17 protein-coding genes are annotated in these 20,732 nt (G+C 45.5%); 1 reads left to right on the top strand and 16 read right to left on the bottom strand.

Annotation, left to right across the window (positions count from 1 at the left end):
- Positions 1 to 11: 11 nt before the first annotated feature.
- Together GS398_RS18920 and GS398_RS18925 are read right to left on the bottom strand one after the other, a co-directional pair.
- Positions 12 to 1,481: a flippase gene (locus GS398_RS18920; protein ID WP_160908393.1), complete on the bottom strand. Its 1,470-nt coding sequence runs from the start codon at positions 1,479 to 1,481 to the stop codon at positions 12 to 14.
- Between the two features lie 11 nt (positions 1,482 to 1,492).
- Positions 1,493 to 2,593 (bottom strand): Wzz/FepE/Etk N-terminal domain-containing protein, encoded by a 1,101-nt coding sequence (locus GS398_RS18925; RefSeq protein ID WP_160908394.1) that lies wholly within the window; start codon positions 2,591 to 2,593, stop codon positions 1,493 to 1,495.
- Between the two features lie 113 nt (positions 2,594 to 2,706).
- On the opposite strand from GS398_RS18925, the gene GS398_RS18930 reads away from it, so the two are divergent.
- Positions 2,707 to 4,296 carry a capsule assembly Wzi family protein gene (locus GS398_RS18930; protein WP_160908395.1) on the top strand — a complete coding sequence of 530 codons (1,590 nt, stop codon included), beginning with the start codon at positions 2,707 to 2,709 and terminating at the stop codon, positions 4,294 to 4,296.
- A 3-nt stretch (positions 4,297 to 4,299) separates the two neighbouring features.
- Here the strand turns inward: GS398_RS18930 and GS398_RS18935 are convergent, their stop codons facing one another.
- The 14 genes from GS398_RS18935 to GS398_RS19000 all read right to left on the bottom strand — a co-directional run bounded on the left by GS398_RS18935 (position 4,300) and on the right by GS398_RS19000 (position 20,703).
- A complete protein-coding gene (locus GS398_RS18935; protein WP_160908396.1) occupies positions 4,300 to 5,694 on the bottom strand; it encodes an undecaprenyl-phosphate glucose phosphotransferase in 1,395 nt (464 codons plus the stop codon).
- Between the two features lie 38 nt (positions 5,695 to 5,732).
- A complete protein-coding gene (locus GS398_RS18940) occupies positions 5,733 to 6,836 on the bottom strand; it encodes a glycosyltransferase (protein WP_202406136.1) in 1,104 nt (367 codons plus the stop codon).
- The gene (locus GS398_RS18945; RefSeq protein ID WP_160908397.1) at positions 6,833 to 7,801 is read right to left on the bottom strand and encodes a GDP-mannose 4,6-dehydratase; all 969 of its coding nucleotides are present in this window, start codon (positions 7,799 to 7,801) and stop codon (positions 6,833 to 6,835) included. Before GS398_RS18945 ends, GS398_RS18940 begins: the two co-directional genes overlap by 4 nt.
- Complete coding sequence (locus GS398_RS18950; protein WP_160908398.1) at positions 7,794 to 8,918, bottom strand: glycosyltransferase family 4 protein; 1,125 nt, start codon at positions 8,916 to 8,918, stop codon at positions 7,794 to 7,796. Before GS398_RS18950 ends, GS398_RS18945 begins: the two co-directional genes overlap by 8 nt.
- Entirely contained in the window at positions 8,911 to 10,092 is a 1,182-nt protein-coding gene (locus tag GS398_RS18955; RefSeq protein ID WP_160908399.1) for a hypothetical protein, read from the bottom strand. The genes GS398_RS18950 and GS398_RS18955 overlap by 8 nt, the downstream gene beginning before the upstream one ends.
- A gap of 127 nt (positions 10,093 to 10,219) precedes the next feature.
- Complete coding sequence (locus tag GS398_RS18960) at positions 10,220 to 11,074, bottom strand: glycosyltransferase family 9 protein (protein ID WP_160908400.1); 855 nt, start codon at positions 11,072 to 11,074, stop codon at positions 10,220 to 10,222.
- A 420-nt stretch (positions 11,075 to 11,494) separates the two neighbouring features.
- Positions 11,495 to 12,751, bottom strand: coding sequence for a glycosyltransferase family 2 protein (locus GS398_RS18965; RefSeq protein ID WP_160908401.1), 1,257 nt, complete (start codon positions 12,749 to 12,751; stop codon positions 11,495 to 11,497).
- A complete protein-coding gene (locus tag GS398_RS18970; protein ID WP_160908402.1) occupies positions 12,751 to 14,250 on the bottom strand; it encodes an oligosaccharide flippase family protein in 1,500 nt (499 codons plus the stop codon). Before GS398_RS18970 ends, GS398_RS18965 begins: the two co-directional genes overlap by 1 nt.
- Before the next feature lie 37 nt (positions 14,251 to 14,287).
- Entirely contained in the window at positions 14,288 to 14,938 is a 651-nt protein-coding gene (locus tag GS398_RS22745) for an acyltransferase (RefSeq protein WP_160908403.1), read from the bottom strand.
- 15 nt (positions 14,939 to 14,953) lie between these two features.
- On the bottom strand, positions 14,954 to 15,811 hold the full coding sequence (locus GS398_RS18980) for an NAD-dependent epimerase/dehydratase family protein (RefSeq protein WP_160908404.1): 858 nt from the start codon (positions 15,809 to 15,811) through the stop codon (positions 14,954 to 14,956).
- A gap of 4 nt (positions 15,812 to 15,815) precedes the next feature.
- Entirely contained in the window at positions 15,816 to 17,042 is a 1,227-nt protein-coding gene (locus GS398_RS18985; RefSeq protein WP_160908405.1) for a class I SAM-dependent methyltransferase, read from the bottom strand.
- A complete protein-coding gene (gene rfbC / locus GS398_RS18990; RefSeq protein WP_160908406.1) occupies positions 17,042 to 17,596 on the bottom strand; it encodes a dTDP-4-dehydrorhamnose 3,5-epimerase in 555 nt (184 codons plus the stop codon). The genes GS398_RS18985 and rfbC overlap by 1 nt, the downstream gene beginning before the upstream one ends.
- A gap of 279 nt (positions 17,597 to 17,875) precedes the next feature.
- Positions 17,876 to 18,922 (bottom strand): lipopolysaccharide biosynthesis protein, encoded by a 1,047-nt coding sequence (locus tag GS398_RS18995; RefSeq protein WP_160908407.1) that lies wholly within the window; start codon positions 18,920 to 18,922, stop codon positions 17,876 to 17,878.
- A 125-nt stretch (positions 18,923 to 19,047) separates the two neighbouring features.
- A complete protein-coding gene (locus GS398_RS19000) occupies positions 19,048 to 20,703 on the bottom strand; it encodes a capsule assembly Wzi family protein (protein ID WP_160908408.1) in 1,656 nt (551 codons plus the stop codon).
- Positions 20,704 to 20,732: the final 29 nt, after the last annotated feature.

Raw genomic sequence — 20,732 nt, forward strand, 5'->3', positions numbered from 1 at the left:
GGCTACCTGGATTAAGTGAATGTTGTTTCATCGGGAGATCGTAAACCTGCCAACCGGTTCCGGAACGAACGGTAATAGCCGTTGATGAGCTCGTTTTTAAACACAACCAGCTGCAGTATCACATAAGTAATGGCCGAAAGTATAATGGCCAGCGCCGCCCCGAAAATAGTACCCGGCCATACTTCGGCCACCAGCAGCCTGGCAGGCACAAAAAACAAGCAGGAAACAACGCTTTGAATGATAAACCGGGCAGGAACGGGAAACCTGAAGAACTTAGCGGCGTACCAGGCCATCATTACCGTTACCACAGCTTCGGTGGCTACATTGGCAAAAGCGGCGCCGTCGTGTTTAAACCGCGGAATCAGCGCGAAGCTTAAAACGAGATTCACCAGTACGCCTGCCAGCACGCTTCTTAAAATAAATTTCTCCTTGTTAAGCGGGATAAGCAACTGGTTGCTGTAGATCTGCGCGAAGCCAAGAATGATAACCACTATAGCGAAGATCCTGAGCGACGACACCGACGGCATAAAAGCGGCTCCGCCAAACATGCTTACCAGTTCTGGAGCCATTACCCAGGTGCCGATGCTCAGCGGTACGCTCAGGGTGATCACATAAGAGGCAGAGGTGGCCAGGAGCTTTCTTGCTTCCTCCGCATGCCCCTGGCTGAACACAGCTGCCAGGCGCGGCACCAGGGCCGTACCCAGCGCGCCGATCACGACGAGGGAAATCTTACTGATCCTAGCGGAAGCACTGTAATAACCCACCACCGTATCGTTTGTTAAGAAGCCCAGGATGATCGTATCCATAATAGTATATACGCTGATAAATACCGAAGAGGCAAAAATATACAGCATCGGCTTAAGGTGTTTTTTAAAGTCGAGCCCTGTTAACGTGAATGTGACCCATTTTAACGCATAAAGCTGGTTTACTGCCGCGCCACCTGCAAATGCCGCCAGGGTAAGCGCATAATATATTACCATATCCGCGGGTTCGCGTACCCACACAAACATACCCGCCACGATGAGGCAACGCAGCACCAGCGTTCTTTTAACGATAAAACTAAAATTCTCAAGCCCCTGGTAAAACCAATCGATCATAAACGCATTGGAAAGCAGGATGCAGCAGCCCACAAAATAAAGTTCCCTGCTGCTGTATAGTTTGGGTACCGTGAAGATGCATGCTATGTAAACAACCAGGTACAAAAGGGTAAAACCCAGGCTTATTAACATCAGCTCCGAGAAAAGCCGGTCAAGTTTCACGCGGTCGTCTTTGGCTTTGGACACTTCGCGTACGCCATACAGCGGCAGCCCTACGGATGCAAACAGGATAAAGTACTGGGTGAAGCTATCGGCAAAGCTTACAGCGCCTATGCCCCGGGGCAGCAACACCCGCGAGGCATAGGGGAACGTAACAAGCGGGAACAGCAGCTGGCTCAGTGAAAGCAGGATGGAGTAAACGAGATTTTTCTTTACAGATACCATATCGATCCCGCCTAATCCACAGACCGGAACACTTCGGCGAGCAGCAGCAGGATCACGCTTAGCAAACCCGCAATGAGCCCGCCCGCCACCAGGCCCAGCGCTTTGCTGATCTTCTTAATCTCGAGCGGCAGTTTCGGGTAATCTATCACCTGGATGAGCGGCGTTTCGCGGTCCTGCGACATCCTGGCCAGTTCCAGGTTCTTAACGATCTCGCTGTAAAGCGCACCGTTTGCCTGCACATCTACCTGCCGCTGTTGCGAAGGCACTTTGAGCCGTTGAATGGCGATATTGGGATTGGGATTCTGCCCCACTGCCGCAGCAACGCTGCCAATGGACGCGTTGAGCAGGCGTTTTACACTGTCGGCTTTATGTTCGAGCAGCCTTACATTTTTCGCGGATTTTTTCGTTTTTGTCTTTATGTAAAACTCATTCACATTTTCTACCAGCGCCATGGTAAATGCCCGTGAGTATAATTGGTCGCGGCCCGTATATTGTACCGCGATAATGCTGCTTTTCTTGTTGTACCGCCCAACTTCAAGATATTCTTCCCTGATCAGTTTCACCACCTCACGGATCACGCTGTCCTGCCCAACGGTAAAAGGTTGCCTGCTGAAGTCGAAATCTTCCGGCTTTGCCGATTTCCATTTATCTTTCAGCTTATTCTGATCGATAAACCTGCTGATGAGTAATTGCTGCCTTGTGCCGAACGCCGCCTTGCTGAGCAGTGTTTTTTCGAGCATATTGCGCGACTTATACAAGTCGATGATATTATCGTCTTTAAACAGGCCGCTGCTGCTGCCCATGCCGCTCAGGTCGAGACCTACCATGGCGGCTATGCCTTTATATTGGTTGAGGCCGCCGCCGCTATCTTCCTCCAGCACAAAAGTGCATTCGGCGATATACTTTGGTTTTACCAGGAAGGCGATAGCCAGCCCGAGCAAGGCGCCGATAAACGCCGAGATAATGATGATCTTATTTTTTGCGCGCAAGTAACGGTAGCCATTTTTTACACTTTTAAGGCCGTTTTTTAACATAATAGCTTCTTCTTCTTCCTGCCGGTAGCTCCGTCTCCTGGAAATTATTCGTTCCCTTGGTGGTGTAATATTATTCAATGGTGCTTTTTTGAGTTGATGCGGTATAACCTGCAGCCATGTATTAACGGCTTCGGATAAAAATAGTGTTTTAATTTAAAAAAGGATTAAATACTATCTTAGCGGTCATTGATATGAAGTTCCGCCTCTATGTAACCGCATTAATTTGCATCGCACTGGCCATCCCGGCAGCCCGCAGTCAATCGTTGCCCGTGGGCACGCCGGCTTTAGAAGATTATATCCGCAGATCGCAACTAAGCGGCGGAGATTCTGCATTATCGTTCACCATAAGGCCCGTGTCCTATTCAAGTCACTCCATCGACGTATTTTTTCCCGGGGCGGAGGAGAAAGCGTTCACACAATTTTCGGTGCTACCTGTAAGCTGGCAGCAGCAATTCACCACACGAAGCCCTTACGGCTGGAATGACGGCCTGATGATTCCGGCCCGGGGTTACCAAACCACGTTAAGCGGAGGGGTGTACGCCAGGCTCGGTCCGCTAAGCATTCAGCTGAAACCCGAATTTGTTTACGCAAGGAACCGGGATTTCAGCTTGTTCCGATCCGGTAACCCGGGCTTGTCGAACACTTTTTTCAGACTTATCCGGAACGTTTCGGACGTGCCTGAGCAATTTGGTCACGGAGCTTATGCTAAGGCGACGCTGGGTCAAAGCAGTATACGGCTTAATGCGGGACCGGTCTCCCTGGGTTTTTCCAATGAGAATATCTGGTGGGGACCTGGGATAAGAAATTCAATTATACTCACGAACTCGGCGCCCGGGTTCCGTCACGTAACGTTCAATACGTCTCGACCCGTGTCTACGCCCGTCGGATCTTTTGAAGCGCAGGTCGTGGGCGGGAGACTCGAAGGTTCAGGGATAACGCCGGATAACGATCCGTTTCAGTTGTTCGTACCCTATTCTACAGACTGGCGGTACTTTTCAGGCATCATTTTCACCTATAGCCCACGGTGGACGCCGGGGTTATTTATCGGCGTATCAAGAGCCTTTAATATTTATCATTCAGATCTCAAACCGGGATTTCGCGGGTATCTTCCTTTTCTCGACGTGCTAGAAAAAAAGAACTCCGAAGATGAAGACTTCAAGGGCAAGGACCAGGTTTTTTCATTTTTTTCAAGATGGGTTTGGCCAGAGGCTAAAGCGGAGATCTATATTGAATATGGCAGAAATGATCACTCGTACAACACCCGCGATTTTCTTATTGAACCCGATCACGCCCGCGCCTACATATTCGGGATACGTAAATTAATCCCTTTGAACCGTACCGGCGAGTCGATCGGCTTTGGCTTCGAAAACACCAATATGGCCAGTGGGAACACGCGTATGATCCGCTACGGCCCAACCTGGTATGTCCATCCGGTGATAAGACACGGATATACCAACCGCGGCGAAGTGCTTGGTGCAGGTATCGGCCCTGGCAGTAACCTCGTTTCTAATGACCTTTCCTGGCACAAAGGGCTAAATAAATCGACGATCCAGGTTGATTGGTATTGGCACAACCTGGATTATTCGAGAGTGGTGTTCAACGGTGCGGCAGCTAACCAATGGAAAGATGTGAGCGTAGCCGCGCAGGCAGACCGCAGATACCGGAACTTTCTTATTAACGCCGAAATAAGGGGAATATTCGCTTCAAATTATAAATACGAAGCGGGAAACGATCCGTTTAATTTCTATGCAAAGCTCGGCCTGGCCTATTATTTCGAATAGCCTTTAAAACGCATTCTTATCCCCGATAAGCATTCGCCATGCGGTGAGAAATATGATTTTAATATCCAGTTCGAGGCTCCAGTTTTCAATATACCAGATATCGAAAGCCACCCTCGCCTGCATCATTTCCGGTTCGGCTGTTTCCCCGCGCAGGCCATTAACCTGCGCCCAGCCAGTTATGCCGGGTTTTACAAGGTGGCGTACCTGGTAACTGTCGATGATGTTTCTCGACTCAATATTCAGCGGCGTAGGGTGAGGACGCGGCCCAACGACAGACATAGAGCCGATAAGCACGTTAAAAAACTGTGGCATTTCGTCGAGGCTGGTTTTCCTCAAAAACGCTCCGATGCGGGTAACACGGGGGTCGTTACGTTTAGCCTGCTCGAACTTCTGTTTTTTACGGGTTCCGTTATTGGTGTACATCGACCTGAACTTATAGCACTTCATCTTTTTATTTTGCTTTCCCCATCGTTCCTGTACGAAAAATACAGGTCCACGTGAATCAAGCTTGATCAGCAAAGCGATGATAGGGAATAACCAGGAACATATCATGACTAAGATGAGCAGGCTCATGACGATGTCAACCACTCTTTTTACGGTTTTCCAATGAAACTCTTCCAGTGGTTCGTGCCGAACGGTAATAATGGGAAAATTACCAAACATATCCACATTATATTTGGATGACAGGAAGTTGAAATAATCGGGAATGATCCTAACCCTCACCGTCTCCTTCATAGCGATCTGCACCACCTCTTTGATCTTTTGTACCGCGTTATTAGGCAGCGCTACGATCACTTCATCGATCTGCTTATCGCCACGCGCGAAAATCCTTTCAAGCTGCTCTATCGTTCCAAGGTACTGGCCGTTCAGGTAAGCCTTATTTTCATCATCAAGGAAACCAAGCACCTGGTATCCATAGTAGGGATTATTTACCAATACCTCGTAAAAATCCATTCCCACCTTTCCCGCACCTACGATCAAAACATTTCTCAGGTTGCGTCCTTTATTGCGCAGGTACATGAAAATCCGTTTGTAAGTAAATTTCTCTACGGGAAGCAGGATACTGAGCCAAAACAAATATAATAACGCGAATTTCCTGTCGTAAAAAGGTTGACTGATCACAAACAGGAACAACACCGTTAATACCCCCTGGAAAGCGATGTTATTAAAGGTACGTAACAGCTCATATCCCAGCCCTTTAACACCCCTGAACTCGTCGTAGAGGTTGTTCGATTTGGTAGAGAAATACCAGCCGGTAATAAGAAATACCAGCAGGCCGCCATCCAGTAAAGTGAGTGAATAACTCTCTTTTACACTAAATACCGTAAGAACGAAACCTATTGACAGAAGAAAAATATCGGACCAAAAACGAATCCTTTTTATTGCTTTCCGGTACATATAATCGTCAAAGATAGCAACATTTTAAGAATTGGTCTTTAGGAATTCTCCGCGATATACTTTCGAAGCTCGGTTACAAACACCGACTCGTCGAATTTTTTCGCATGAGCGGTAATAAAACCGGGATTAAATTTAAGGGTTTCGAACTGCTGAACGGCACTAATCAGCGACTCTTCCGTTTGTTCTTTAAAAAACAATGCAGTAGCAGCCTGATCGTTACCGGTATAAGGAACCATGGTTTCGAGCACTCCCCCTTGTCCATAGGCGATCACCGGCCTGCCTGAGGCGTTGGCTTCAAGCGGGGTGATACCGTAATCCTCGTGTTGCGGGAAGATGAATCCTTTGCAATTGGCGTACAGCGAAGCGATCTCCTCCTTTGGCAGCCCGCTTTTAAAAATGATATTATCTTTGGCCATCTCCTTAAGCGCCTCCTTCTTACTGCCATTGCCAACAATGACCAGCTTATGCCCCAGTTTGTTGAAGGCCCGGATCGCGAGGTCCACTTTCTTGTAAAACTCGAGACGCGAAACGATCAGGTAGTAATCTGAAGGACTATCCGACTGGTAGAAATTATCACATTTAACGGGCGGGTGAATGATCTTCACGTCGTCCACATGATATGCATCTTTAATTCTTTGAGCGGTCTCTTTGGTCATCCCCATAAAATACCGGCCTTTTTTAGCGGCTTTTGCGTCGATCCTGCGCAGTATGCTGGTTACCAGATCAAAAGCGATCCTTTTAATACCTGATGAATTATTGTATTCGGTATAAGAAGTCGGGTTCCAGGCCAGCCTGAAAGGGGTATACGTATAGATAAATACCTTCGAAGAGCTGTCGACCGACACATACTTTCCTCCAAAAGTATTGGATATCAGCACGATGTCGTAACCTTTGATCTTTAAGAGGTTCATACTGATAATACCAAAGGGGAAAAACAGCATTTTCATTGCTTTCTCCGTTTTTACCAGCTTCTGGAAAACGGATGTATGCACTTTGTACTGTTTAAACTCCACATAAGTAAGGTCGGGCTGGTAACACATCGTGTACAAGTCGGCCTGGGGATAAGCCTTCATCATGCTTAACACGACTTGTTCAGCTCCTCCCCTGCGCATCAGGTCATCGTGAATGATTGCGATTTTCATTTTTTATAATTAGCAGACTCTTCGTCAATCAGGAGGTTTAACACCTCGTAAAAAGTTTTATCATATTCCCATCCGAGGTCCTTTTTGGCTTTAGAGTTGTCGCCATAAATGTCTTCGATATCTGTCGGCCTAAATAAAGATGGGTCCTCCACGAGCCGATCGAAAGGTATGTTCAGGTAATCGAACACATAATGAATGATATCCTTAAGATATACCGATTCACCGGAACAGATAAAGTAATCACCGGGTTTGGATGTCTGCAGGGAAAGCCACATCGCCCTTACGTAATCGGGGGCATATCCAAAGTCTCTTTTGATATTGACATTGCCGACTTTTAACACATCCTGAACACCTGCTTTAATGTCGAGCGATGATTTAAGCACTTTTTTAATGAAGAAATTGGGACTTCTGAGATACGATTCGTGGTTAAACAACACGCCGTTCACCGCATATATGCCGTAAGACTCACGATAATTTATCACTGTCCAGTATGCAGTTGCCTTAGAAATAGCATATGGGCTTAACGGGTGCAATGGCGTACTGGAATTGATAGGCAGTGTAGAAACGCTGCCAAACATCTCGCTGCTCGAGGCCTGGTAGAATTTGGTATCGAGTGCCAGCAACCTGATACTTTCCAGTATATTTAATACGGTGCTGGTATTATAGTTTATGGTTCCGATAGGTTGTTCGAACGACAATCCGACCGAGCTTTGTGCAGCGAGGTTATAAAACTCCAGCGGCTTATATTTGAGCAGGATCTTAATAATGCTCGAGAAATCGAGCAGATCGCATTCTTCTATGATCACTTTATCAAGCACGTCGACGTACTTGAGGTTATTCTTATTAATATTTGAATAACTGCGTGTAAGGCCGACTACCTGGTAGTTATGATCGATCAATAATTTGCTGAGGTACGCCCCGTCCTGCCCGGTGATTCCTGATATAACGGCTATTTTCCTAGTCATTTAGTACGTCATTGATTTTTACAGCGACCTGGTTCCTGAATTTATTCCAGCTGAACTCGCCAAGGCGTTCATTCCCCTTGGCTGTGAGCTCCGCTCTGAGCGAATTGCTGGTAAGCAACAGGGCGATTTTTTCGCTTATGTCTCCCGCATCGTAAGCGTCGCAGTATAGCGCCGCGTCTCCGCAAACTTCCGGAAGCGATCCTTCCCTGGAACTGATTACCGGGCAGTTAAAAAACATCGCCTCTAGCGGTGGCAATCCAAAACCTTCGTATAAGGATGCAAAAAGTAAACACTTTGCATATTTATAAATGTGGGCGAGTGTGACGTCGGATATTTTGCCGGTCATACTGATCCTGCCGTCAAAACCGTCGTTTTCCTCGAGCATGGAAATAAGTTCAGAATCGCCGGTAATAAAGTTTTCCTTCCGCCCCACAATCACAAATTTCAGCTTCGGAAAGGACTCGGCCAATTGGTTAAAAGCGGCAATACAACGTTTCAGGTTTTTATGCGGTTTGATGTTGCCTACATATAAAATATACTCGAGCTCTTCATAGCTGACGCCTGACGCGGCAGGATCACCCGCCGTTTCGAGTTCATGATCGATCCGGGAAAAATGTTCCTTATCGATATCGAGTTTTGCTACGTGGATAATATCGGGGTTACAACCCGTGTATTTTACGATTTCCGCCTTCGAGAAGTCTGAGATCGTAAAAATCACATCAGATTTATTGACGGCTCTCGAAAAGAAAAACTTAGCGTATAACCGTTTGGGTAACGAGAACTCGTTTATAAATACCAGGTGATTTACATCCGGGATAAAGGTCATTTGCCGTTTCGCCTGTGGCAGGAAAAGCGGCACGTTATAATGCGGAGAGATAAAAAGGTCGCACGACGGAGCCGAGAGGAAGGCAAGTTGTTCTTTAACCGAGTAGATGGGGTGATCGAATTTAACTATCGTGATGTTCTTATTATCCTTATACTGATCGAAATCATCGGGTCTGCCCAAAATCGTCACAGCTGCATTGGTGGAGGCCAGGGTCAATATGATCTCCCTGATATACCTGCCGATGCCTGAATGAACGATCATCCTTCCATCAAGAACAATACGTTTATTCATAGGTCAGTTCCTTTTCTCTTAGTAGTATAATAATTAATGCGAGGCTGAACCATGGGTAGATAAAATACAACTGTACTCCACTCACAAAGGGTAAAACGAACGAAAGAAAAACTATTACCAGTATTTTCGACGTTTTTATTTTCATGAAAATGATGTATAAAATCAACGCAAAAGTGGCAAAAAATATAATACCACCTTCATTTAAAAGATCAATAAGTCCGCCGAGGCCGGGCGAATCCCAAAGACTGGTCGGAATGGCTTTAAAAAAACCGAGGTAATCCGGGTCATTTCTCAGTAATGGGTAATTTCCAAGTCCTATGCCCAGGAGATAGTTCTTTTTAACCATATTCGGTACAATGATCATCGCTGGTACACGCCCCATATCCATTGCCCCGTTCACATCATTAGGATCGCTTTTGCGGATGTCGTCGCTTAGTACCGATAAGTAACTTATCAGCAAAAAATATAAAAATACGGATGTAATCACCGCGATAACCGGGATACCGACGGCTTTAAGCATCAGGCGGTACCGGCCCCTGTTAATAATGCTGTATACGTGATAAACCAGGTAAAGGCCCAGGCACGCATACCCGGCTTTTGACTGAGCTACGTAGATGATCAGTATAATAATCGCTTTGCCCAATAAGTCCTTTTTCTTCATAATGGCCAGCACGCCATCGTATAAAACGAACAGGTAGGCATAAAAAAGGCCGAGCGGCCCCCCTTCTACAAAAAATCCTTTAAGTCTGAAAGAGGGAATATCTGAATAATTAAACGTGGTATCGTAAACCAGAAAGCCATTTCCCTGCGCTACGTGCAGAATCCCGAACCGGTAGAGACAAAACACGAAAACGAAGAATGTGCCGATCCAATAGATCTGGAACCGGATAAGCCGATAAACGGCCCGCATTATCCTTTCAATACTGATTTTACGAAAAGAAATACATACGTAATGAACAAATATGAGGCAACAGAAAAGCTCCATAAAGCGTGAGAAGCTTACCACATAAGGTAATTTAATAACAGACAGTTCGGTGTTAATGTAAAAAGTACGGAATGGGTTCAGTATTACGCTCGATAACAGGAACGCCACAAAAAACGCCATGATCCACCATACGAACTTATGAATAACGGTCTTTTTAAAATCGATGACCAAAAGCGTTGCCAAAAGCATAAGCTCACTTAATTTAATATCGAACACTTTTTGGTTTGTGAACTGGAATACGACCGTTACGAATAGGATCAAGCCCAGTACCCGGGCCTTATTAACCTTAACGGAATTTTGAGAGTGAAGCTGGGCACTATCCATTCACCTGAGTATTTTCGGCGAATATAGCCAAAACCTCCGCTATCCCTGAAAACATCGCTTCTATACCGATGTCTCTAACACAGTTCATCTCTGCACATCCTGTAAAGCAAGGGATGCATGGAACGGGATGGATCATCCAGCGATTAACTGATGAAACAGGTTGCCATAATTTTGGCGGGTTAATTCCATTTCCAATCACAACGCAGGGAGTATCAAAGGCGCTTGCGGCATGGCCGGCAAGTGAATCTGAACATACCAGTAACTTCGAACTCTTCACTACCATGAAAAGCTCAGTTAAGCTAAGCTGGTTCGAAAGATCGATACAGCGATGACCGCCGGCGGATCCAATCACCTCCCTGATCAGGGCAGCTTCCCGGTCCCCTTGTCCCGTAAAAACTATCGGGTAACGGTATTCCGAAAGTTTAGCGGTTAGTTGTTTCCACTTTTCTACCGGCCATTCCTTAATCGCCAAACCGGTAGCGATATGAAAGAGCAGATATTCTCCATTACGAACCTCATAACCACCTAAAATCTCCTTCATTCTTTCCTCGTTCTTTTTCGGGAAATTGTTGAAGGCAGGTTTTAGCATAGGTAAATCGCGGTCGTTGAAACCCGGAAGCTCTTTCAGCAGGCGGATATGATACTTAAGCACCGATTCGTCTCCACCAGGCCACTCCACCGCATCGGTAAGCAAGTTTGAAAATCCGGCATTGCGGTAGCCGATCCGATTGGGAATATTCGCCCTTGCTGTAAGAAAATTACAGTTCGTATAGTAAAAATAGAGGTCGACCGATACATCAAATCTTTCTTTCCTGATCGAGGAAACAGCTTGCCTGAAGGTGTTCAAATGCTGTTTCAGTTTCTGGAACCGACCGATCTTCGCCCGGTTCAATAAAAAATGATCAAAGCAATAGACCCTGGTTATCAGCGGATTGCCCTCAACAATGCTTTTCGACCACGAGCCGCAAAGAAAGTGAATTTCCGCCTGCGGATAATTTCTCCTGATAGCCGGTAGGATCGAGGTTGAGAGCAACACATCGCCAAGATGCGCATTATTGCATACCAGGATTTTTTTGGGTGATACCTGGTTAGACCGCGTAGAAGACTTAATTATCAAGAAATTAGCTATCCTGATAAACAAATTCGCCAGGCTGTTTCGAACGGTCAGCCCGTGATACAGGAATCTACCAGGAGTTGATTTCATCGCTCTTTCACCATCTAATTAAATGCATCCTATCAAACGTAGTTAAACGATCGATCCGATTTATCAACTTGTTGCCAGTTTCTTTTTTTTAGCAAGAAAGATCTTTCCAGACATGGCAAGTTCTTTAAAGAACAACATTTTATACTTAAAGTTGGATATGTTTTTATGCTCATTCAGCTGCTGGTTGAAAAGAACCGCATCGTAAATATTCAGGACAGAATCAGGCGTTTTAACTTGCAGGAATTTATCGGTAGTTTTAAACCGGCGGACAAGTTTTTTTAAGATCATCTTTATCGCCGATTTCTCATCCTTAAATTTTTCAAACAATCGTTTCCTGAAGGCCTCGTCAATTTGATTCTTATCGAGAACGGCCTCAACCGTTTCCCTGATACGGGGGTAATTGCCCTGGTAGGGCGACATGATCGCCTCTTCCATTACCACTTCAACTATGTCTTTTACCGATAGATCAGCTTTATACAACCCACGGTCTTTAGCGTGCAGGTAACTTTCGGAGTACATCATGGCCAGCGACGGAGATTTAACCAGCTTATCGTGCCACGGAAGTGTTTTAAGGTTCCAGAAATTCTGGGCGATTTCTTTGGTGCCTTTCGGGTCAAAATAAGCGATGCCGTTGCTATGCCCGGATACTCCTACGAGGATGAATGTCTGGTTAACTACCAGGTATTTGTCTATAGAAGATGAAATGGCAAATGCCGAGTAAACATCCGGTATGCTCGAATGGAAGAACTGGCCTCCCGAACGTTTCCTGATATCGTCGATTACGTCGAATGAAATAAAGCCTACGTTGTAGATACAGGGCAAATTCTGATAAGCTTTTTCCATCTTCAGCACCTGCTTCACCATAGAGGCGGTATCCTGCTCATAAGATTCTTCAAGGAGCCGGTACCGCAGCATCCCACGGCGCTCAACATCCGAGCAGTTATGCCAATAATACTCGTCGAGACGGCCGATAATGGCTTTGTAACCGGTTTCCCTGATGATTTTATCGGCTGCCTTTAAAGCGCCCGGCATCATACCGTCATCATCGCCCATGTACGTAAGATAACCATCGGTTACCTGCTTCAAGGCGAATTCATAGTTATGTGACATGCTCAATGGTTCGCCGGTATTCACATAGGTGATCCTTGGATCGCTATAAGATTCAACTACCTGCCTGGTGTTGTCCTGGCTGAAGTTATCGCTGACAATGATCCTAAAGTTATCGTAATCCTGTTCAACACAGGTTTTTAAAGCCCATTTAAGTGTGTCGGCACGATTGCGTGTAGCTATAATGATGTTGAATTTTGTATTGTTACTCATTATGTTTGAAATAGATGTTTGACCTTGCGCATAATTATATTCCTGGTGAAAGAACTGGCACCCGCAGAAACGATATATAAAAGACAGGTGAACGAGCCGATCAAGAAAAATGTTTTATAGCTATTTGTAAGCATGGCAGCCGGAACCATAAAATGAAGAATATACGCCGCCGCACCTACGATGGCACCGGGTTTGATAAAATCAAACCAATACCAGTTCCACATTTCTGCTTTCAGCAGCGTGCGGTGCATTAGCGGAACAGTTATAAGGATATACCCCATGTTCAATATTACCCAAACCATGGCGCCGCCTTCAGTTCCGAACAAGTTTACAAATAAGAATAACAGCGGCGCTAACACTACGAGGGAAATCAGGTTAACGTAAAACGAAAGGCTGGTGATCCCGTTAGCCAACTGCAGTGCATAGGGAATAAACATCACGCCCTGGAATGCCGTACCGATGATCAGAATACTGGCTATCGGGCCGGCTTCGGTACTTAATAATTGATTTTGTGTCCAAAAAAGAATAATCTCCTTTGGAAAAAAGCCGATCGTAAGCGCAACCGGCGCAACTACCACCAGCATTAACTGCGCATAATTGTGATATTTTCCGGGAAGTGCAGGATCTTTGGCGGAAACCATTTGAACCATCTTCGGATATACCGTTTGGAAAATCGGGGTGATCACTTTATATAATAATGCGACCACCGTACCCGCAAGCACATAATAACTATACTGCTTCAACGATAAGATCTTTATAAGCAATAGTTTATCCATTTGACCGAGTATAACGCCCACAATGGAAAGCATACCCATACCGGCGCTGAACCTCCACACTCTCAAAAACTCCTGCTTTTGAAACCGGGCCCTTACATATCCCGCTGGCAAGTAGTTCCAGTAAACAACAGCGGTTGTGACGGTAGAGATGGTTAAAGCGATGATCTGTGAATAAAAGAAATTAGCTATGCTTGCCCCCTTAAAATGAAAAGCTGTTAGCACCAGCAGCAGCTTACAAAGTTCGGTGATGCCGTTTATAATATTCAATGTTACTTGCCTTTGAAGCCCTGTAAGCCCGCCAGCATAAAGCGACGTAGGCAAATGAAAGATAAGTGATACTCCCATCAGCATGACCGCCTTGCTTACAACATCGGGAGAGAGTGAGGTATTAGTGATCCAATGACTGGATATAAAAGATGAAAAGGCGATGATGAGACATCCCAGGGCGATAGTTACTGCCCAGAATATCACTTCGAATGTCCTGGCGAGATCGCGCATGGATTGGCCGCTATCATTACTGGCAGATAACCGGGCCATTTCGCGCACCATGGTCGCACTAAGGCCCATATCAAATATGGAAAAAACGCTGTTCAATGTGGTATAAAACCCGATCAGTCCATACGATTCTGACCCCAGGTATGTTATATAAATCGGAACAGCCAAAATATTGACTGCGGTGATCAGCACACTTCCAAATAGATTCGAAATTAAATTCTTAATCATATCATCAGGAATACCCAGGAACTTGATACATAGGTGCTCATAATTGCCTGATTACCTTGGCGGGAATGCCTCCTATTACCGAATTTCGCGGAAAACTTTTTGTGACCACACTATTAGCGCCTATAATGCTATTTTCTCCAATCGTAACGCCTGGCAGAATTACTACACCTTCTCCTATCCAAACGTTATTTTCGATAATGACAGGGCCTTTAGAAACCAGTTCTCTCAACGACGGCGAGATTTTGATTGCGCGCTCATCAATTTCGCCGTGATAATGATCTGTGATAAATATTTTGCTTGCCATTAACACGTTGTCACCTATAATTATCTTATTTATACAGGAAATGTGACAGTAAAAGTTTATACTCACTCCATTTCCAATAACTATTGTGGGATTGAAAGTACTCTTATTATGTTTTGAATACGCGCCGATCCGTAAATTCCCCAGGCACATGAAATTATCGCCCACCGAGATGTATTCGCCGCCGGACAGCGTCATCTTTCGGCTGATCCATGGATTAGTTCCAAGGTGTTTTAACCGTGCACTGTACATTGCTCCATAAAATGCTTTCCGCATCTCCCCTAAAAAAACATATGACTGCCGGCTTTCAAGAAATGAAAATATAAATCCCAGCAGCCCGGAAATAAGTTTAAAAGGATAAAGCGCCAATGCAACCGACTTCTTCATATTACAGTAACGTTGCTAGCCCGTATTCAAGGCGCTTAAAAGTTTCTCATTATTTCCCCAAAAGGCCATAGGCTCGTAATCCGGGTAAGGATAATATCCAAGGTTCAGCCTGATCTCTGCGTTCCTGTTTATCAGGTACTCTTCTACAAGCTTTCTCAGTTTCACCGGGTTTCCGCTGCAACAATTAATAACACCGGTACATTTATCCTGCAAAGCCAACGCCACAACCCGTTTAGCCACTTCGGTTACCGGAAGAAAATCCCGTACTTGTTCCCCTCCGCTCATATTAAAAGATTCCTGTCCTGCTGCGATCGCCTTATCCAATTGCGAAAATAACGATGCCGCCCCCTGCCCCTTACCATACATATAAAATAGCCTTACCCATTTTATCCTAAACTCGTGGAATTTCTGCAATTCAAAAAGAAATTTCCTTAAGGTGTCTTTTGCCAGGCCGTAGGGATTACCTGGTTCTGTTTTCATGTCCTCCCTCAGCTCGCCCTCTGCATTTCCATATTCAAAACATGTACCGGTAACGGTAACGTCGCTTAACCCGCCCTGTATCATGTTCTTTAAAAAAGCATAATGAACAGGTAAGTTTTCTTCTATGTGGAAAAGCGACTTATAATTGGGAAGCCCCTGCCATGCGAGGTGTATCAACCGGTGCGGCCTGGAAAAGTACTCGAAATAGTTACTGCTATTGTTGAAGCCGCCAAAATCAAATTCTCTGTAAACCACGCGATCGAACCATGAAAACTCCCTGGCTTTTTGCTCATTTGTTGAAGTGGCTATTACCTCGAAATTTTGCTTTACGAGTTCGTCGATAATATAGCTTCCTATAAACCCTGTCGCGCCGGTGACTAAGATCCGATCCATCATATTAAATAACCTCAATACGGGGTATCGGGATCACAAACTGTCCGCCCCATTCCCGAACATACGCCAGCTGTGCAGTAATTTCGTCGCGAAGATTCCACGGCAAAATCAAAATATAATCCGGCTTCTCATTCTTCAGATGCTCTTCGTTAAACACAGGAATGTGACTGGCGGGCATATATTTTCCCTGTTTATGCGGACTTAAATCTACCACAAAACTGATCAGGTCATTTTTTACGCCACAGTAATTAAGAAGCGTGTTCCCTTTAGCGGCGGCACCATAAGCGGCTACAACCTTCCCGGCGGCCTTTTGCTCCACCAGGAACCGGAGCAGATCAAGCTTCACTTTAAAAGCTTTCTCCTGGAGATCGGTATAATATTCCATCTTACCCATCCCTTTCTCCTCTTCCAAAGCAAGGAGCTCAGCCACTCTACCTGAAATTTCTTTAGTGTTATCTTGCTGGTGTTTAAGATAGATCCGCAAAGATCCGCCATGCGTGGGGATTTGTTCTACGTCAAACATCTCCAGTCCACTGGCAGCAAAGATCTCTTTAACGGTGTAAAATGACAGGTATGAAAAATGCTCATGATAAATGGTATCGAATTGGCTATTCTCCACCAACTGCATTAAATGAGGGAATTCCATGGTGATCACACCATGATAATTTAACATTATTTTCATTCCCCTCACAAAGTCCTGGATATCAGGAACGTGCGCCAACACGTTATTGCCAAGCAAAAGGTCAGCTTTTTTTCCTTGCGCTACGAGCTCGCGCGCCAGGCGTTCGCCGAAAAAGTCGATTACAGAATCTATGCCTTTTTCTTTGGCTACCGCAGCCGTATTAGCGGTAGGCTCGATGCCTAGCACCGGTATACCTTCGCGGTGGAAATATTGCAACAGATAGCCATCATTAGATGCTACTTCCACTACCAGCGATGATTGATCAAAGTGAAAACGCTCGATCATCATCTGGGTATATTTCTCAGCATGCTTTAACCAACTGGTGCTAAAAGACGAAAAATAAACATATTTATTGTCGAATATAGCGCCAGACTTTTTGTATTCATCTACCTGTACCAAACGACATTTATCACAAACAAAGACTTTGAGGGGATAGTAGGTTTCGGGTTCATTTAATTCACTTTTTTCTAAAAATGAGTTAGATGCCGGAGAATTGACCAGGTCGATAAACACGTTGTGTAATTCGGTTTTACAAAATCTGCACTTCATTATTTTATTTTTATTCCTTTAAAGTCTGAATTAAGCAATGGATGACTGAGATCCCTTTCGGAGATCTCTGTAACGGGTAATGGCCAGGAGATACCAATGGCCGGATCATTATATGCGATCCCGCCTTCAACCCCCCTCATGAACATCTCATTATGGCAATAGATGAGCTCGCAGTTAGGCTCGAGCGTTTGGAAACCATGAGCGAATCCTTCCGGGATCAGCACCGCTCTTTTATTTTTGGCAGACAACTCAATACCGAACCACTGCATAAATGTTTCTGACGATTCCCTGAGATCGATAATTACGTCGAAAACCTTACCGGCGATACACCTGACAAGCTTAGTTTCTGAATACGGGGGATGCTGGTAGTGCATTCCTCTCACGGTGCCCTCGCTGGCAGTGAATGATTGGTTCATCTGCACCCATTCGCCGGAGAAACCGGTTTGACGAAACTCATCCTTACAGTAAATTCTCGAAAACCAGCCACGATTATCTGTGATTGGCTGCATATCTACAATAAATACATTTTTAAACAGGGTCTCTGTAAAGATCATTACCGCTATAAATAGGTTAATAATTGGTGCGGGCAGCTATCCTTAACATGCATCCCGCAGATGCAGGCTCGATCCGGCCATCAATTGGTAAATATCCCGGTTTGCATTCTGAATGGAGAATAACAACAAATCCAGGCATAGGTTTATGCCACCCGCAGGTTTCTTTCTCTTTCAATGGTCGGGCATGAGGCGCTATCGCTAACGGTACTTTATACATGTTTACGAATCAAAAGTTGCCCTATTCTTCATTGGGTGAGATTGTCTAAGCTCCACTAGATGCTAACTTAATAATCGTTTCAGGCTAAGAAAGGCGATTGTGGCTAAGGCCCCAGCCATTCCACCCACAAGTATCAGCATCAATTTACTCGACCTGTTGCTCTCCAACGGATAAACCGGCTGGTCGATGATCTGAATGAGAGGCATCTCCTTGCGGTACGACATTTTCGTAATCTCCAGATTCTTCATTATTTCAATATAGATCGCGCTATTTGCTTCAACATCGATCTGCCGTTGCTGAGCCGGCACCCGTAAACGCTGTAAGGCGGGGTTCGCATTGGGATTCGCCTCCAAAGAAGCTCCCGTGCGTCCGATAGCCGCGTTCAACAGTACACGTACACTGTCTGCCTGGCGTTGAAGCGTAGCAATACTTTGAGATGATTTCTTGGTCTTAGTGTCAGTATAAAACTTATTCACGTTTACCACTAATCTTTCTGTAAAAGTTTTTGAGAACCATTCATCACCCGAACTATATTTTACGCTGATAATGCTTAGCTTTTTGTCTGGTCTCGAAATCGACAGATTTTTAGCCCTGATCGTCTTTATAATTTCAGATACTATACTATCTTGTTTACGGGTTAATAAAGGAGGATTAAAATTGAAGTCAGGCTGGGCCACCTTTTTCATTGTCTCCGGCAGTTTGTTAAACTGCACATACTTATCTATGAGGAACGCCTGTTTATCGTTAACGGTTACCTTAGAAAACAACGTGTTATACAACATTAAACGGGACTTGTACAACTCAATAATATTATCGCCCTGGAAAAGCCCGCCACCACCGGAACCCAGCGACACCCCAAATTGGGAGGCGATGCCTGAGTAAACACCCAATCCCCCCGATGCATCGTCTTCTTCCAACACAAAAGTACACTCGGCTGTATATATCTTCTTCTTTAAAACATCAATGGTTAGGGCCAGTGCTACTCCGACCACCCCGAACAAACAGATGACAATCCATTTCGACAATAAGAAAACGATCAATTGCCTGATTTTACCCAGGGCGTCTTTTAAAGTTATTTCGTCATCCTCATTATAAGTACTTTTCTCCAAAACATTGATAATTTATGCCAGTTAGCAAATGGCTGCAAACAATAAAGGCGCCGGTTAAAATTTAAACGCGACAAAATTAACACTTTAATTGTTATCAGCAGCTATTATATCAGCTTTACTATATCCTAAAAACGATAAGCGGTAGCCAACTGTATGTGTACGTTTTTTGTTTTAACACCAGGTCCCCAAAATTGGTCAGGTGAAGTTTGCCGGTAGTACCATTGATAATTAAGAGAATTCACATAGGCGATCTTGGTGTTAAACACGAACCGCCCGTATGATATCTCACCATAAGCAGTTACCGACAGATCTACCCAATTAGCACGGATATCCTTAATAGCTACCGCGTGGAAGTCGTTGTCATGTAAGTAACGTTCGATGAGCAACCCTATACGCTGTAATTTCTCTTTGTTCACCCAGCCTACATCAAGTGACTGCAGGTTACTTCCCTTGCCAATCCCTGCGCCCAGTATCTGCCCAACATGCGTATAGCCGTGTAACACTTTGCCATTCATATACCACGACGGCACTGCCCGGTTCGAATTTTGAGCCTGCTCCAGTTGCGTAATCTCGATACCGGCCTCGATATAATTACCCGAGTTCAGCTTAACCAGTTTACGGAACCCAAGGACATATGCACTCGCATGCGAAGATTCCACTATAAAATCACGCCAGTCATAAGCGAAATCGGCTCTTCCAAACTCTCCATAGATCTCTGCATTAGCCTCTTTCCATACCCAGCGTACATAGCCCGAAAATAACTGGTCGCGCGTTTTATTATCCTCTCCCTCTCCGTTATCGCCCGTATTTCTCTTTTGAAGCGCATTAAACACCGGGAAGAAGTCGTTAAAACCCTTCATATCGTTGCGGTACATCTGTAACGTACGCCCGAACCCGATAAATAACCCGGTTACTCCCCGGGGTTGGTAATTAAAGTTGATGCCAGCAAGATAACGCCAGCCTTCAGGCTTCGCAGGGTAGCTAAGGGTGGGATTACGTTCGGGCAAGGCGGCATCATAGCCTGAAGCGTCCAGGCGGCCGCCGATGATCTGCGCCTCAAAAGAGCCGATGGGTGTAGGTATAGGCCGGGAAGTGTTAAGGGTAACGTGTTTAAAGCCGGGCGCATTATTCGTCATCAGCAATGAGTTTCTCACCCCCGGCCCCCACCACAGGTTCTCGTTGGAAAAGCCTGCCGAAACCGGGCCTACGGTCAAACGAACGTTGCTTTGGCCCCATGAAGTTTTGGACCAGGCCTTGTCGCCAAACCGCTCGGGCTGATCAATCAGGTTATGGTCGCCAATGTAATAGGCCCAGGCAGCATCAGAGTGTCCCTCCGGGAAGCCCCGGAACTTGTTGTTCGCGGCATAAACATACTCAGGCTTTAACTGGACGCTCAGCGGGCCGAACTTCGCATAGGCGCCCATGCTTACAAGCGCCTGGTAACCGCGTGCGGGAATCATCCCGCCGTCATTCCACCCATAGGGATGGTCGGTATTAACCTGCTGCAACCATGTTAAAGGCAACAGGCCATAAGAAATGCCATGATAAGATTTAAGATCAGGGGATAAGCCGCGCCCTGATCCGGTGGCGGCGCCCTGCAGCATGCGCATCTCTATCGGCCGGATGGCGAAAGAGATGGATGAATCTACCTCGCCAAGTAATTGTGCTCTCCGGAAATACTCCTCGGCAACGGGCATTCCTACGGGCAGCGACTGGCCATAAGAACTTACGCAAAAAACCTGTGCGCATAAAAGCAGGGTGAAAATGGTACAGGTTTTCATCGGCGGCAAACAAGGAAAAGAATAAAAGC

It is taken from the genome of Hufsiella ginkgonis (assembly GCF_009834915.1).
GTDB classification, from domain to species: domain Bacteria; phylum Bacteroidota; class Bacteroidia; order Sphingobacteriales; family Sphingobacteriaceae; genus Hufsiella; species Hufsiella ginkgonis.

Coding starts and splice junctions, on each gene's coding strand:
- GS398_RS18920 (WP_160908393.1), bottom strand. CDS start 1,481: ATGGTATCTGTAAAGAAAAATCTCGTTTACTCCATCCTGCTTTCACTG.
- GS398_RS18930 (WP_160908395.1), top strand. CDS start 2,707: ATGAAGTTCCGCCTCTATGTAACCGCATTAATTTGCATCGCACTGGCC.
- GS398_RS18935 (WP_160908396.1), bottom strand. CDS start 5,694: ATGTACCGGAAAGCAATAAAAAGGATTCGTTTTTGGTCCGATATTTTT.
- GS398_RS18940 (WP_202406136.1), bottom strand. CDS start 6,836: ATGAAAATCGCAATCATTCACGATGACCTGATGCGCAGGGGAGGAGCT.
- GS398_RS18945 (WP_160908397.1), bottom strand. CDS start 7,801: ATGACTAGGAAAATAGCCGTTATATCAGGAATCACCGGGCAGGACGGG.
- GS398_RS18950 (WP_160908398.1), bottom strand. CDS start 8,918: ATGAATAAACGTATTGTTCTTGATGGAAGGATGATCGTTCATTCAGGC.
- GS398_RS18955 (WP_160908399.1), bottom strand. CDS start 10,092: ATGCTTTTGGCAACGCTTTTGGTCATCGATTTTAAAAAGACCGTTATT.
- GS398_RS18965 (WP_160908401.1), bottom strand. CDS start 12,751: ATGAGTAACAATACAAAATTCAACATCATTATAGCTACACGCAATCGT.
- GS398_RS18970 (WP_160908402.1), bottom strand. CDS start 14,250: ATGATTAAGAATTTAATTTCGAATCTATTTGGAAGTGTGCTGATCACC.
- GS398_RS22745 (WP_160908403.1), bottom strand. CDS start 14,938: ATGAAGAAGTCGGTTGCATTGGCGCTTTATCCTTTTAAACTTATTTCC.
- GS398_RS18980 (WP_160908404.1), bottom strand. CDS start 15,811: ATGGATCGGATCTTAGTCACCGGCGCGACAGGGTTTATAGGAAGCTAT.
- GS398_RS18985 (WP_160908405.1), bottom strand. CDS start 17,042: ATGAAGTGCAGATTTTGTAAAACCGAATTACACAACGTGTTTATCGAC.
- rfbC (WP_160908406.1), bottom strand. CDS start 17,596: ATGATCTTTACAGAGACCCTGTTTAAAAATGTATTTATTGTAGATATG.
- GS398_RS19000 (WP_160908408.1), bottom strand. CDS start 20,703: ATGAAAACCTGTACCATTTTCACCCTGCTTTTATGCGCACAGGTTTTT.